Raw genomic sequence first — 15,975 nt, forward strand, 5'->3', positions numbered from 1 at the left:
TATTTTTCTAAATAAAATGAAACTTTCAAATGTTTGAATTTGAGGTTTTTGAAATAAAAAAAGCACCTCTTNNAAGAGGTGCTTTTTTTATTTTAAAAGAAGAACTTTTAAGAAATACTTCCTGTCCCGGTTCCGGTTTGAGCTGATGCAGATCCTGTTGTAGTAACTGTGGTGGTTACGGTTCCTGATTTAACGAATGCTTCGATTGCAGTTGCTAATTTTGCGGCAAGGTTATCGATAGACGATGCGTTATCTGTTTTTCCTTTTTCCTCGTTTAAAAGAGCTTTTATTGATCCTTCTAAACCTGATTTGTTTAAAGCCATAATGATATTATTTTAATAGTTCTGTTAATTTTCCTTTTAGTATTGTAAGTTGAGGTAAATTAATTGGTGGCCCTGATGGTCCCATGGGCGTGGGAACTGTAATTTTTCCTATTTCATCTATTAGTTCTTCAAGTTTAGATTTTAAACTTTTTCCGCCTACATCTATTTTAAATTGACCATCCATTTCCAGTGTTAAATCGCCTTTTGTAAATGAAGTTTTAGTATCTGAAATTGTAGCTTCAAAGCCGTCTTTAATGGTGACTTTTGCTTCTTTATCTTTTAAATTAAAGATTGTATTTCCTTTATTGAGATTAATTTCGGTATGTAATTCATCAAAAGTTATTTTTTGTTTTTCAGTACCTTCTTTATCGAAAAATTGCATTGCTGCATTTGAATTTTCTCCTGAAGTAAGTGTGAATTTTAAACGCTCTTTAATATCTTCACCATTAACAGTACTTAAAATAGTTTGCTGCTGATTTCCATTAAAGATGTTCTTCGAAATTTCTTTACCATTTTCATCATAGAAAGAGGTGGTAATATTTGAATCTTTTTTGCTGCTAAATTCTATTTGAGCGATGTTTTTGTAAGTAGGCTTTGCAGTTGATGATGCACTTTCGCTAGATTGTTTGAATAACATTTGAAGTTTACCTACTTCAGTATTGATTTCCAGATATTGATTTTCATCATTTTTGAATCGAATAAAAGAACGTTCAATTTCTGAAAACTGCGAAACAAATGCTCTCGTTTCTACACCATCTATAATGGTAGCCAAAACCCAGCTGTCTTTTTTAGGAATGGTAATAATTCCTTGTTCTACATCAAGGATTGAAGCTTTCAATCGTACATTTTTAAGTATGGCGCCATCAGCACGCATAATATTTACAGTATAAGCGTCCTTTGTATTATGAGCTGATTCTGTCTCATTATTTATTTCGATGACTTTTGCTGCAAAAGTTTCAATAATTTGATTTTTATTGGCGACATCTTTTATTAGATCTGTTATATTTCCCATTTTGTATTTTTTATACTGTTTCTACTCTTCGTCCTATATAAATTTTTTGTCTGTAGCCGTTTTCGCCATAGCTTCGTTCTACTTTTTCGACCTGAAAAGTCCCGTTTTTTTCTTCGTCCTTGGCGTTTTCCAGAATCACCTTGTCGGTGGGGCGTACAAATGGTTCACCAAAAGTCAGGAAATAGCCTTCAAATCCGCTGGGTTTCGATTGCATGGCTCTTGAAGCGGCATATTGATACAATTCTGCAGCAACTTCTGTTGTTGCTTTTTTGAATGCCGCAGGATCATTAGGCAAATCATCGTTGTCATTATGCATAACATGGGTTTTTACTAATTGCCCATTCGGATCACCTAATTCAATATAAATTGGCGTATTCGAATTTTTAAAGTATTTCTCAACCCGCATACGGGTATTTTTTGTCGTTTCGTTGACCACGACCAATTGATCTTCGATAATATTATAACGAAACCTAAAACGTGCTTTTCCTAAAAAACCACCTGAAACAGATTGCGCTATTTTGTTTAATTGGGAACCTAAGAGGCTAAGTCCCTGATTGATTAATTTTTTGACCAATGCTCCTGCTAACGGACTTTTAATGAAATTTCGATCAATAAAACCGGCTAATTCGGCTGTTGTATGTTGCTGCGGATTATTCGTAATAGTAAGAACCGGAGCTAAATCTTCGGTTTTGAAATAGGTATAGATTCCTTTGTCTTTTAGCATCTCAAAAACCTGGGCCAAACTTTGATTTCTGTTAATCATTACATTGCCCAATTCCTCATCGAGAGCATTTACTTTAAAAGGTAATTTTAGTTCTTTGATTCTTTTTTCGAAGAAGGTTTTAGGATTAAAACTTTCAACATTTGTGGTCGGGTTGGTTGATACAACATTCAGAACGTCACTTTTATCCTGAACATCATCGTCTTTTACGGCTTTTACTTTTTTAAAAGCATACATCGCATCTTCGCAGGTGATGACAGCATTGATATCTGTTTGTACTCCTGTGATATACCCTCTGAAAGCCGGTTTGTAATCGCCATCGTATCCTAAAAATATTTCGATAAAATTTTCGAGCTTAAAAAAATCATAAATTGATTTTTCTTTTCCATCTGCATCTTTAAACAAGTTTTGGTCAAATCCTTTGGTATCCGTATATACTTTTTGCGGCATTACAATAGTAGCTGTATCGGTAAGGGTTTTGTATGAACTGCTGATGTCTACATTTTTGACATAAGTAAATTCATAATATTTGGGAGTGGGGATGAGTCGTACCGTTTCGTAGACTCTGATTTTAGCATTTAGGTTAAGCATTGTCTCTGATTATTAGTTCAACGGTTTCATCTGATGTAGCACTGGCCGTAAATTTTTGAATATTTTTTGTTCCGGAAATCGAAGGAATAGAGTAGGAGTCGATCACTAATTCGTAAATTCCAAATCGGTTTAAAATGGCATGCGTTACTCTTAGAGCATAAGGGGTATTTAGGAATTGTTTCAGTAAAAAAAGCTTTTCTTTTGGGTATTCATCTCCGGTTTCATTCGCGATTAGCCCGTCTATCGAAATACTAAAATCACCATTTGTAATATGTTCCTTGATGGTAGAATCGCGTCCTTCGATTCCTTCTTTTTTGATGACTTTCGAACGATTTAGGTTAACCGTAACAGCATCTATTCGTAAACTGGGTAAATTAAAGTCTTTTTTTACCAGAGGTTCAAAAACCAAAGGAGCAAAAACTCTCAGGTTAAATTCGCCGCCGGTTTTATCGATAATAAAATCTTTTGATTCAGATTCATTATAGTTAATGCCTGTATATTCGGTTTCTTTGGTGGCTAAAATTTCGTTTACATTAAAATTGAATTTCATAATGATTTATTTTTTTGTTTTTAATTTGAAAATGTTTGAGCAAAGGCGGTCATGAATGTGTTTTCCATTCTTTTCTCATTGTGTTTTTGTAACCACAAAGCTTCTTCAAGCAGTTTATAAAACTCATCCATTGCTAATTGATACGGATCGACATGAAACGCATACCGAATAAGTGCCGCGGACTTTTTGAACTCGTCTTTTTGCGGTGTTGCATCGATAGAGAACTCACTATCATTTTTGATCATGGCCACAATAGAATTTCCTGCGGAAAGCATGAATTCATCATCGTAATTTTCTTCATCCAGGACACATTCCTGAAATAAAAACAGAATCGCTTCATGCGGATTGTCCTTGTATTTATTTTGATAATTAAGAAATGTAGTGAAAGTTGGCTTTTTGCAATAAGCAGTAATTATTTGATCATCAGAGGTCAGCTTTAATACTGTACCGTATTTTTCTTTTAGTTTTTGCAATGTTGCTTGGTCTGGCATTTTTATGGTTTTAGAGATTGTGAGATTAAATGTTGCTGTCTCTGCTTTCTTTTTTTAGGACTTCGGTGAGACTTTCATTTTTTTCGGAAACGCTTAAAGGCGCGATGGTAAAACTTTCTATAAAAATGTTTCCCTCTGTGGCTTGTCCCAAGGGATTTTTGAAATTGCTCATGTCAGGTATTTTAGGCGTTTCTCCTAAGTCTCTTGGTGTATAATCCATGATGGGTGAATGTTTAATGGTTAATATGATTGTTGAAGGTATTGTCTACAGATGAGGTATCCATTCTCAAAAAAAATTGAAAATAAAGTGGATTATTATGTCTTTTGGGATGCTAATAGTGGTTATTAGAGGATGTAAAAATAGGGCAGAAGTGCGTGAAAAACGAATAATTGAATGACCGTTTTCAGTAGTTTCAGTAAAATGTGATTTTTGTTTAATATGTTGTTATGTAGGTGTTTGTGGTTTTATTTTGTTCTTTTTTTTAGAATTGTTATTCATGAAAAAAGAAATCCTGCAGCTACACTTTTTGAATAAATTTCACACTCAAATATTCGCAGACAAAAACACCCAAAATCATTAGAGATAAAAATCCTCCGACGATTTTGGGTGAGTGGGTTTAAAAATTAATGTGAGCTTGTTTTTGAATATTCGCTAATTTTTTAATTTGTACTTTGAAATACAATAAAAAGAATAATATTTAATTGGATTTAGTTATATCGTACTGAAAATTGAAAGATACATCTCTTGGCCCCGTTCCTATTTCGGAGTTAAACTGTACAATAGCTTCAGTACCTCCATTTAAATATACTTGACACGGATATGCAGCAGTTCCGGCGGTAGTAGTGAATACGATACCTTGACCACAATAGAAATTAGTTGCAGATCCCGCAATATTTATGGGTAATGATATTCTAAATCTCGATAAAGTAGAGCTTGCGGTTATGTTCAAATTAACGTTAGCCTGAACAGAAACGATATTCCCTACTTTTATATAATTGGACATTCTGCCTATCCCGTTTATAGATACATTAGTTATTTCTGAGACTGTTGCGGTATAACTTCCTGAAGTTCCTGCCTCGGCGGCTGTAGGTATATCCGATAACAAAGCTATTACTCCACTATTATTTGGGAAACTATAAGTTTGCGCAGTACTAAGCAGACTAGTTTTAAACATCGCAAATTGTCGTGAAGATGATCCAGACGCTATAGCTATATCATTCCCTATGGCAGTTATTGTTGCTGCTCCTGAACCTGTTGGTTTAGCGGGGCTTCCAAGCCAGGATATAAAAGAACTATCCAATTTCAAACCTGTATTAAGCGTTAAAAATCCGCTTTTAGATTCATCACCCGTTTTATGAATTACGTTTGCGTCATTAGTATAAACATTTGAATCTACAGATCCATCTGCTTTTAAAAATTGCGATGCTGTACCTCCCACTAATCCTAATGCTCCATTACTTGCTAGAATATATGATTTCTGCCTATTGGCACCATAAAACTGTGCAATTTGATTACCAGTTGAAGTTGAGGCATATAACCCTGCTGAACTTACAGAAACTGCTTGAACCCCCGTTCCGCCTGAAGATATACCTGCTACGCCTATTCCAGAAACACCTGTTGCTCTTCCGGCAACACCTGTTCCTATGTCTGATGTACCTGATAAAGTCTCAAAACCTCCCGTCGCTGAAACATTTAATCTCCCGTCTTTAGATTCGGCTCCTGTTTTGTGTATTACATTTGAATCAATTGAATAAACATTACTATCAATAGAACCATCAGCTTTTAAAAATTGAGTTGGTAAGCCTCCTGTCTTTACGAAAGAGTTTCCTGTAATATTACCTAAATCGCTGATGCTGGAGACTGTAGCCCCATCGCGTAAAACAGTTAAAGGGGTGGCTATATCTACCACATTATTTACCGCTTTAGCGTTAGATAAAACTAACATTTTACCCACTTGTGGTGAGTTTTGTGTTGGCTCTATTTTAACTCCAATATAATTAGAGTTAAAAGCACTAACTAGTAATCCAGTAGAATTAGATGTATTTGCTCTAATAGTCATAGCAGGAATAGTGCTCGAAGTCGTAGTTGCATCTAACGTTGAGTTAGTTGCATCATTAAAAGTATTAAATGTAAACCTAGCTGAATTACTCAAAGAATTATTTATAGATTTTAGACCTAAAATACTCTCATTCCCTGTTTTGTGAACTGCTGTAGGCGTTGTTGGTGCATCGGCTGTACCTCCTAAATCTCCGGTAAGTTTCACAATCCCTTTTTCTGCAGTAGTTGCATCTGGAGTAGTTCCGCCTTCTATGGTAATATCTCCCTCTCCAACTATCGATTCTCCATTGATGGTTTTAAAATCTTTTGTTGTAGCTAAGGTTTTTACATCCCCATCTGAAGTCAGCGGCAGCTTGATTGTAGACGCTCCGGCACTATCCTCATTTAATACAATGCCTTGCTTAACGGAATTTCCTGCTAAATTTTTATTTAATGAAAGTTCATCAGCTAATACATTTACGAAAGTAGTTTCTTCATCTTTACTTACAGAAACTCCCAGTTTATTGATATCTGTAATCAGGAAACCTGTCCCTGTTTTTTCAGATATGTTAAGACCTCCTTCATGTACAGTAGTTTGTGATTCTCCCTCCTCTGATAGTAAATTTATACTTGCATTTGTCGCATTTCTGTCTTTATCTAATACTTGTTGCAGAGTAGGGATGTCTCCGGCACCTCCGCTTACATAAATATCACCTGAACCTACAATAGATTCTCCGTTAATGGTTTTAAAATCTTCTGTAGTAGCTATAGTATATGTTTTACCTTCTTCTGATTTTGCAGGAAATCTTAATTGAGTATTAGCGACAGGATCAGATATGTCAACAACAGTCTGATTATTAGATTTATCCCTTGTTAATATAACATTGCCTTGTGAAAGCGTTATATTTCCTATGTCATTAGAATCTAATACAGTATGATCAAATGATAATTGATTTTTTAATTGATAGATACCTGTTTTTTCGGTTTCATCAGAAACGATAATCTCGTTAAATTTCGAAGTACCGTAATCGCCCATTAAGGTTGCTTTACTTTCTCCATATGAAGCAGTAGGATCTGCATCTAAAACAGATTTTAGACCTTGAGGTTCGATGTCTAAATTTCCTTCTCCAACAATAGATTCTCCGTTGATTGTTTTAAAATCGTCTGTAGTCGCAATGGTATAAGTATTCCCTTCTTTTGATTTTGCCGGAATCTTTAATAAGGTGTTAACCGTTGGATCTTCTAACACGATATCAGTAGTTTTTCCGTTAAGAGATCTTTTTATATTCACACCAGATTCTGAAACTGTTATATTGCTTTCAGTATTAATTCCTACTTTAGAATACTGAAAACCAACCTGATTTGTTAGTTGTAACATCGAAGATCTGTCTGTGTCATTTCCAACAATCAAATTATTGTATTTAGAATCACCATAGTTCCCCATTATAGCCGCAGAACTATTTCCGTACTTCGCTATCGGATTTGTATCTAAAACGGATTGTAAATCTGCAGGTTCAGTAGTGATAGCTATATCCCCGGTTCCAACAATAGTTTGCCCATTAACAGTTCTAAATTCAGGTTTATTAAGCAATTGACTAAAACCGGACTCACTATTCCAGTCGGTATTTACTTGCGGGGCATGAGCATTTTTATCGGCGAGGTGATTCTCCAGAACGGTTTTGTCAGCTTTCGATAAAAGCAATTCGTCAATTCCGTCGATATCTTTTACGGGAATTTTTTCAAATTTATGTCGGAAGGAATCCCAGGTATCCCAGAATTGAGCTTGTGTTGGTTTTAAACCCGTTCTGAACCATTGTTTTATGGTGTTTAATGTTTGTAAAGCCATGTTTTTTCTTTAAATTATGTAGTTTTAGATTTTGATGAATTCAGTTCTTGTATTAATTTTTTTAATGATGGTTTAATCTATTTTTTAGATTGTTTTTATGGGGCATTTTAGGCATCTTTCTTATGATTTTTGTGTTTGATTGTTATTTGTTTTTATTAATGTTTCATTCAGGTAGCATCGTTTTGTCTGCGTAGGAGAGGAGGATATTTTTATAAAAACATCCTGGAAATTTGCAAATTGACGTGTTTAGAGTAACACTATTATTCGGCTTTGGAGCGCGTAAAAGTAGTATAGAAAGACGCATAAAAAAGAAAAATAAGATGAGCGTTTTCTGTAATTTCAGTAGAAAAAAAGAACGATTTTAAGTCGTTATGTGATCGGTTTTATGATTTTAAATTGTCAACTTTATAGCGCCTTAAACGATTTTTCTATTTGGTGTTTAAAGCTTAAAACACCCAGGATTATCAAAAGATTTATTTTTTCTTTTTATCCTGGATGTTTCAGTTTAAATAGAGGTAAGGGGTTATTGCTGATTGTTAGAGCAATTTTTTATTCCTGCCCTTGGAGTTTTCTACCTTTCTACGGTCGAAAATAACGAAGTAATACTTGGTAACGCTGCTGACAACATCAAACCGATTAATTTGATTCTGTTGATGGTTACCAATAATAATCCTGCATCTTGCAAAAGATCGAATTTTGTGTCAACTAAGCCAGTCAAAACAATTAAAAGGCTAACGATTACTGTAATTTTTGGTTTATTCATATGATATTAATTTGAGGTTGTTTTATAATATTTTAATTATTAGTTTTTATTTCTCTGTCCATGCAGACCAAGTACCTGCGTCTTTAACTCTTACATAGACTTTTCCCTTAAGAGATCCCGTGGTGTAAGTTATTCTCTGCATTCCGTAATCGTTAGAAGATTGTTTGAATGATTCAAGAACAGTTAAACCTTCCCCAAAACCTATATCTATTAATCCAGTACTCGAATTAATTTGACTTAAATTTGGTACAGTGTCAAACAATACATTTATATCTGATCCAGTATTCATTACTATCCCTGCCGTAGAAATAGTTCCATTAACTTGAAGTTTAGCTCCAGTGTATGTTGATGATGCTGTCCCAATCCCCACGTTACCGTTTTGGAATACCCGAACAGTTTCTGCACCTTCGTTATTTTCAAACACTAAGTGCCCCCCTGTATTAGTGCTGGTTATTCTATATTTTAAATTGGCTATTGTATTATTAATATCTATTGCGCCCCCTATATATCGGCCGACATTGTCTATATACGATTTCTCAAATCCGTTTACCATAAAACTGGCTATTTTTGCCCCTATTCGGGTCGAAGCTACCAAACCAATACCTGAGTCTGATAGACCAATCGTTCCGATACCGGATCCTGACGTACCTTGTGCCCCTGTGCCAGTCTGAGAAAGGCCGTGTACCCCTCCGCCAGAGGTGGAGACTCCACTTACCCCGTAATGGTTAGCTGATTTTCCCGAAATGCATATAGAGTTTGTCGATGTCCCTATAAAAGCGGGAGCGTTTGTATTGACTGGCGTAGAGAAAAGAATCCCAGTAAATGTTTTGACGCCGTCTATATCCTCGGTTACATTTCCGGTTTTGTGAACCATGTTCGCGTCGTTTGCCGGTACAAATCCGATGTTAGTGCTTAATATGCTCCAACTGGCATTTAATTGTGCCGGACTGTCCGTTAGAGCTCTGAATGAATCGCCAACTAATACGGTTTTACCTCCTAAAGTTCCAGGTACAGAAACATACCAAATATCGCCCTTTAATATTGCGCCACCTGGTCCACTTCCGCCGGTTGTAGGAAATGAGTTAACCGAAGCGTTATAGCTACCTCTGTCGTCCAGTAAGCCAACAACTAAGCTATCAGCATAGGCTTTGGTAACTAAATGACCAGATAAAGTTGGAGTTGCCGCTGTTACATTCGCGGTAGTTACTATGGCGCCCAGTTTATCTATAGAAAGTACCTCAGTATTTGCGTTCATTATAGATACAGGTTTTACGGTGCTCGTCGATGTGCTTATTATCTCCAACGCCTTACCACCTGATGCACTTTGCAGTTCCATACCCATAAGAACAGAACTCGAACCCGGTGCAGATATGAGCTGGAAAGTTCTACCGCTTGCAGATGCAGTATAATTGTTTATTAAGTTTAAAACGGTAGGGAGTGAAGTCGTAAAGTTACTTGCCGTTTTTTGACCTGACCAGCTTTCGTTCCCTGTTTTATGTAACGCTGTAGGTGTTGTAGGGAAGTCTGCCGTACCTCCTAAATCGCCAGCAAGTTTAACAATACCTTTTGCTGTAGCAGTTGCATCTGTAGCAGTTTCACCTCCTATTATAATATTACCACTTCCAACAATAGATTCTCCATTAATTGTTTTGAAATCTTCTGTTGTAGCCAAGGTTTTTACATCCCCATCTGAAGTCAGAGGCAGTTTAATAGTAGACGTTCCGGCGCTATCTTCATTTAATACAATGCCTTGCTTAACCGGATTTCCGGATAGATTTTTATTTAAAGATAGTTCATCAGCTGATATATTTGCGAAAGTAGTTTCTTCATCTTTACTTACAGAAACTCCCAGTTTATTAATATCCGTAATAAGGAAACCTGTCCCTGTTTTTTCAGAAATATTAAGACCACCTTCATGTACCGTTGTTTGTGATTCTCCGTCCTCTGATAGGAGATTTATACTTGCATTTGTAGCATTTCTGTCTTTATCTAATACTTGTTGCAGAGTAGGGATGTCTCCGGCACCTCCGCTTACAGAAATATCACCTGAACCTACAATAGATTCTCCGTTAATGGTTTTAAAATCTTCTGTAGTAGCTATCGTATATGTTTTACCTTCTTCTGATTTTGCAGGAAATCTTAATTGCGTATTGGCAACGGGATCAGATATATCGACAACCGTCTGATTATTCGATTTATCCCTTGTTAATATAACATTGCCTTCTGAAAGGGTTATATTTCCTATGTCATTAGAATCTAATACAGTATGATCAAATGATAATTGGTTTTTTAATTGATAGATACCTGTTTTTTCGGTTTCATCAGAAACGATAATCTCGTTATATTTCGAACTAGCGTAATCGCCCATTAAGGTTGCTTTGCTTTGGCCATAAGAAGCAGTAGGATCTGCATCTAAAACGGACTTTAGACCTTGAGGTTCAATGTCTAAATTTCCTTCTCCAACAATAGATTCTCCGTTGATTGTTTTAAAATCGTCTGTAGCGGCTAATGTTATTTCTTTACCTTTGGTTACAGGTAAATTTACTGTGCTAATGCCTGTAGAAGATTCATTAATTCGTAAATACGATTCAGCAGTATCAGCAGTATCTCTATTAAAAAATATCCCTTGAGGATTTAGCGAAACATGCTGACTATCATCTCGTGTAACAACACCGGCAGAATCAATAGCTACTAACATATCTGAATTACTATCCGTTAAACGTATAGATCTCGAATCTATGCTTGTTTTTAACCAATTATAATAGTCATCGTTAAACATTATGCCGTTTGTGGTTTCATTACCATTGGCTAAAGTGGTTTGTAAATTCTGGGATCCGCCTGCTTCAATAATTATATCTCCATCACCTGTCAATGGCTCTCCATTGATAGTTTTAAATTCAGGTTTGTTAAGTAATTGACTAAAACCGGACTCACTATTCCAGTCCGTATTTACTTGTGGTGCATGAACATTTTTATCGGCAAGGTGATGGTCTAGAACGGTTTTGTCAGCTTTGGATAAAAGCAATTCGTCAAGTCCCTCGACCTCTTTTACAGGGATTTTATCAAATTTATGTCGGAAGGAATCCCAGGTATCCCAAAATTGAGTTTGTGTTGGTTTTAAACCCGTTTTAAACCATTGTTTTATGGTATTTAATGTTTGTAAAGCCATATTTTTTTCTTTTTAAATGATGTAATTATTTGATTTTGATAAATCGAACCTTCTTAAGTATGGAGACGAATAACAGATCTTGTGGTTGTGTTCGTCTTCAATTTAGGGCAGGATTAAATTCCCTGTTTGGAATCTTTTTTCTAAATGTGTGATTAAGAAAAGTTGTGAATTACTCTTGTCTGGGATTTTAGGCATTTTTACCATGCCTGTTGATAATACATAATCCATAATGGCTGCTGATTTAGTGTGATTAATATATAGTGTGGTGATTATTTTTTTTGAAAACAGGAGAAGCCTTTTTGAATTATTATTCGATAAAAGGAATCTCACTATTTAATTTTTGAGGGTGTAAAAGTAGGACAGAAGAATACAAAATGAACTAAAAAAAGTCTGGTGAATTCAGTAGTTTCAGTAAAAGAAGAACTTGCTGAAACTACTGAATACAAGCGTCTTGAAATTTAGAAATCGCAAACATAGATACTACTTTTACACTCAGAAAAACACCTAACGATGAGTAAAAATGCAATCCATAATTTCAATCTTTCCATACAAAATAGTGCTGATATAAAAAGCTCAGAAGATTTAACCAAAACCATCATAAAAGAGCTGGCCAAAGTTTCGAAAGAAATGGGCCAGCAAAAAGATATAGTGCAGCAATGGCAGGAGCAAAAAAAACAAAATGCTGCTGCTTTTGCCAACAATTCTATTGCCTCAACCGAAGGAGGCGCCATCGATACCAAAGCTGAGATCAAAGAAACAGCGCTATCGATTGGCAATACTCCTTTGGATACTGAGGGAATGTCAAACCTGGATGTTTCATCGGCTGCTATTTCTTTATCGACAACATCAACTTCAAGTGCTCTAATCGGAGGAGGTGCTGTCGATACCGCTGACAGAACAACAATGAGTTCTGTTGTATCAGACAGCACTACTCCTTCGACAGCAGGGGCAGAAAATAATACGCTCAATTTTAGCAGCGGAATAACAACACAGACGTATGCAAGTGTCGCCGCACAACAAATGTTAACGGTTCCTCAGGCATTTCAGACAAATAACAATGAACCAAAAACAGAAGTTGTTAAAGCGGAAATAAAAAAGAGATTAGAGGCTGCAATCGCAGCAAATAATACTGTCGAAACAGCGTATTGGAGAAATATTTCAAAAGCTTTTGATGAAGGAGCAACTTCCAAAGATTTTGTTGGTAAACCAAATGATATGCTATTTACTCAAATGTATGACATGCTAAAACAGTCTGCTACAATTGCTGTAGAAAACCAAAACATTAACTGGGAAACCGTTCGGGAAAAAATGATTGAAGCAATTGATGCTAACATATTAAATGGAACAATTTCCGTAAAAAATAAAATACGTTGGGAAACAATCAAAAAACAATTAGGAGATGATAAAATCAATGTTGCTAATCTTTTTGAACAATACGACGAACTGTTTTTACTGCTGAAAGAAGTAGAAGGATTGAGTGCATTACCCAATACGATCACAATAACTACTAAAACAAAGATATATCCTAATTTAAGTGCCGACAAATTATACGCTTTGATAGGAAGAGAAGATGTTTATGTATTTTTGAGAGAAGTAAACAACGAAGAAATTCGGGGAAGTGCAGTAGATAAAGGTGCGGTAAAAATTAAAAACACTACGGCAAAGTCATTTATTATTGGAGAAAGCCTGGAATTTTTCCTTGATGAAAAATTTATAAACCAAAACCTGTATAAAAAAGAAGATATCAATTGGATTGTTCGTAATGTTCAAAACAAAAAAGATGAAGGAATTGTTTTTGTAAATGAGGGAACTTCATTTAGTTATAATTTTGATACAGCTGGCGTTTACAGAATTGATGCCTATGGTTACAAACCTACAATAAAAGGCAGCAAAAATGCCGGGACATCTACTTTTATAGAATTAGAAATAGTTGCCCAGCAAATTGAGATTAAATCTCCATTTAAAGACAGTTTCACAAGAGCTTCGGTAAAACAACAATTATTTAAGGTAAACCTGAAAAATACCAAAGTAAAAACATTAAACCCGTTAAAACTTTATTATCAGTTAGAAACGAAAACAGCCAATAAAGTAACTGAAATTTCAGAAGAACTGGAATTAGATGCAGGAGGTATCATCAAAATAGCCTTGCCTGAATTGGGCGAATATAAAATTAAAGTAACCAGTAAAGATCAATATGCATTAAGTAAGGAATCTAAAATCTCAGTAATTAAAAATGAAGTGACGAGTATTGGTTACGTAAAAGATGCATCAGCTACAGCTGTGTTTTTATTAGGTGACCCAAACAGAAAGTTGACTTTAGAAGCCAAAACGTTTAAAATAAATCCTCCTACAGATGAAGAAAAAGAAGATGTAAAATGGATGATTTATGATGCTAATAATAAACCCTACTTGTCACCAGGTACAGCAATAATGAATAAAGATAAAAATCCTAAAAAAGGATATTTTCACCAATGGGGTTTCTACGATGTTCCGATTCCTCAAAAAGTGGGAAATTATACAGTAGAAGCTTATAGTGACATTCAGAAAGGCAGTAAATCGAATTCTATTTTTAAAATAGAAGTAAAACAGCCACAAGTTACAGCAGCTTATTGGGTATGGAGCGGTGGAAGCAAAAAAGTAACCTCAGGTTTTTCAGGTGAAAGTAATTGGATCAAAGCTGCAATTCCGTATTACAGTAATCAAACTGTCAGAATATATTTTTATCTCAATAACAAAAAAACAAAACATTATTTAGATGTAAAGACCAGTGAAGAGGGTACAATTTTTAAAGAAATAAAATTTGATTCTGATTTCAGGAAACTCATCGGATTTGAAAACGGTAAAAATGCCAAAATTGGATTTAAATTATTAGGAATTCAGAATGGGAAACCATGTCCATTTAAGGTACCAGCTAATTATGATTCAGATACTCTTTTGTCTGTTACAACAGATACAAAAATTCTTGATGCCTATTTTATGTATGATAGCAATAGAGTAACAACACAAGATGAAATCCCGTTTGGCGAAAATGGAGCAGTTGTAACCATTATAGCTAAAACGCAAAATATGGTTGGAAAAGAAATTGTGTTAACAGCCCATAAAGTGGGAGAGAAACCAACTTATAGCAACGCAGTAATAATAAATTCTGAAGGAGTAGCAATAACCAGTTTTATTTTGAAAAACCTTAATAAGAAATTGAAAAAGGGGACAAAAATAAAGTACTATGTTGGTATTGAAGGATATTCTACGAAGCATTTGACAGATAAATTGTTGACTATGGTTATGGGGGTTGGTACGAATAAAGATAATGAAGAAATACTTGATGAAAATGATCCACAATTGATTTGGGGGGCTAAAGTTAGTAAGGAATTTAGAGTAAAAGTGGTACAAATTTGTAAAAGACTTTGGCCTAAAAATACATTGGAAATGGCAAATGGACTTATGGCCGTAATGAATAGAGAAACAGGTGGTACTTTTGCTCCATACCAAATTGAAGGTAAAAAATTAATTCCAAAAGATCAGCTGACTAAAGACTCTTTTATTAAGATTGATAAAAATGGTAATAAACTTTCAAGGGCGGTAGGGTTAATTCAATTTACTCAAAAACCCCTTACCGATATGGGGGAATATACCGGAGGAGGTCTTGACAAACTTAATGAAGTAAAACTTAGGTTTGCAAATATGACTCAATTAGAGCAATTAGTTAAAATTGAAAAATATATGAATACTGTAGCAGTTTTGCCAACTATACCGGAAGAGATCTATATGGCTGTTTTTGCGCCTGCTTATGTAGGACAAGGATTAGATAAGACAATATATGAATTAGGTACAACAAATTATAATGAAAATGCTAGTTTAGATGTAGATAAAACAAAAAATGGTATACAAATAAAAGAATTAATTGATGAGTATTATGTTAGTGTAGAGGGGGGTAAATTTGGTAGAAACATCTGGAAGAAGCCTCTTGATAGAATGGAGTTAAGAGGTTGGTATAAATCCGGTTGGTCACCTAATGAAAGTGATTATTTATTAAAAACAACGAAAAGAAATAAAGGTAAGCATTTAGGACTGGATCTTTATGCACCAATTGGTACTCCAGTTTATGCATGTATCGATGGTATGGCATTAATTTTGTCTCCTGCTTATTCAGAAACTTTTGGTCTACATGTTAGAATAGAAGGCTATTATAATGAAAAAAAATATAATTTTTTCTATGCCCATTTAAGTGAAATAAAAGTTAAAAATTTTCAAAAAGTTAAAGCGGGAACTCTTATTGGTTATACAGGGCAAACAGGTGAGGCAGAGGGTCAGCCGGCAAGATTTAATCATTTGCATTTCGAGGTTAGAAATTCAAGAGAAAATCGAGGTGCGGCATTAAAACCTTTGGAAGAAATAAGTGATTTAAATAAGAATGTTAATATAAATCCTTCAAAAGAAAACCAAAATGGATAATAAAGTTTTTCTAAAATAA

At 35.0% G+C, this 15,975-nt stretch carries 10 protein-coding genes; 1 reads left to right on the forward strand and 9 read right to left on the reverse strand.

The genetic code is table 11. The features are described from left to right. Positions 1-107: 107 nt before the first annotated feature. The 9 genes from B0A67_RS10220 to B0A67_RS10260 all read right to left on the reverse strand — a co-directional run bounded on the left by B0A67_RS10220 (position 108) and on the right by B0A67_RS10260 (position 11,504). Entirely contained in the window at positions 108-323 is a 216-nt protein-coding gene (locus B0A67_RS10220; protein WP_072962520.1) for a hypothetical protein, read from the reverse strand. Positions 324-330: 7 nt separating this feature from the next. Further along, a complete protein-coding gene (locus B0A67_RS10225; protein WP_242670948.1) occupies positions 331-1,335 on the reverse strand; it encodes a hypothetical protein in 1,005 nt (334 codons plus the stop codon). Between the two features lie 10 nt (positions 1,336-1,345). Beyond that, a complete protein-coding gene (locus B0A67_RS10230) occupies positions 1,346-2,647 on the reverse strand; it encodes a hypothetical protein (protein WP_072962521.1) in 1,302 nt (433 codons plus the stop codon). Beyond that, positions 2,640-3,197, reverse strand: a complete 558-nt coding sequence (locus tag B0A67_RS10235) for a DUF6046 domain-containing protein (RefSeq protein ID WP_072962525.1) — start codon at positions 3,195-3,197, stop codon at positions 2,640-2,642. The genes B0A67_RS10230 and B0A67_RS10235 overlap by 8 nt, the downstream gene beginning before the upstream one ends. A 20-nt stretch (positions 3,198-3,217) precedes the next feature. Beyond that, the gene (locus B0A67_RS10240; protein WP_072962528.1) at positions 3,218-3,688 is read right to left on the reverse strand and encodes a hypothetical protein; all 471 of its coding nucleotides are present in this window, start codon (positions 3,686-3,688) and stop codon (positions 3,218-3,220) included. A 25-nt stretch (positions 3,689-3,713) separates the two neighbouring features. Next, the gene (locus B0A67_RS10245) at positions 3,714-3,908 is read right to left on the reverse strand and encodes a hypothetical protein (protein ID WP_072962531.1); all 195 of its coding nucleotides are present in this window, start codon (positions 3,906-3,908) and stop codon (positions 3,714-3,716) included. A 478-nt stretch (positions 3,909-4,386) separates the two neighbouring features. After that, positions 4,387-7,572, reverse strand: coding sequence for a beta strand repeat-containing protein (locus B0A67_RS10250; protein WP_072962533.1), 3,186 nt, complete (start codon positions 7,570-7,572; stop codon positions 4,387-4,389). Between the two features lie 571 nt (positions 7,573-8,143). Further along, positions 8,144-8,335, reverse strand: coding sequence for a hypothetical protein (locus B0A67_RS10255; RefSeq protein ID WP_072962536.1), 192 nt, complete (start codon positions 8,333-8,335; stop codon positions 8,144-8,146). A 46-nt stretch (positions 8,336-8,381) separates the two neighbouring features. Next, complete coding sequence (locus tag B0A67_RS10260; protein WP_072962539.1) at positions 8,382-11,504, reverse strand: pyocin knob domain-containing protein; 3,123 nt, start codon at positions 11,502-11,504, stop codon at positions 8,382-8,384. A 510-nt stretch (positions 11,505-12,014) separates the two neighbouring features. On the opposite strand from B0A67_RS10260, the gene B0A67_RS10265 reads away from it, so the two are divergent. Next, positions 12,015-15,956, forward strand: coding sequence for a M23 family metallopeptidase (locus tag B0A67_RS10265; RefSeq protein WP_072962543.1), 3,942 nt, complete (start codon positions 12,015-12,017; stop codon positions 15,954-15,956). Positions 15,957-15,975 lie beyond the last annotated feature (19 nt).

The organism is Flavobacterium aquidurense, from assembly GCF_002217195.1.
GTDB classification, from domain to species: domain Bacteria; phylum Bacteroidota; class Bacteroidia; order Flavobacteriales; family Flavobacteriaceae; genus Flavobacterium; species Flavobacterium frigidimaris.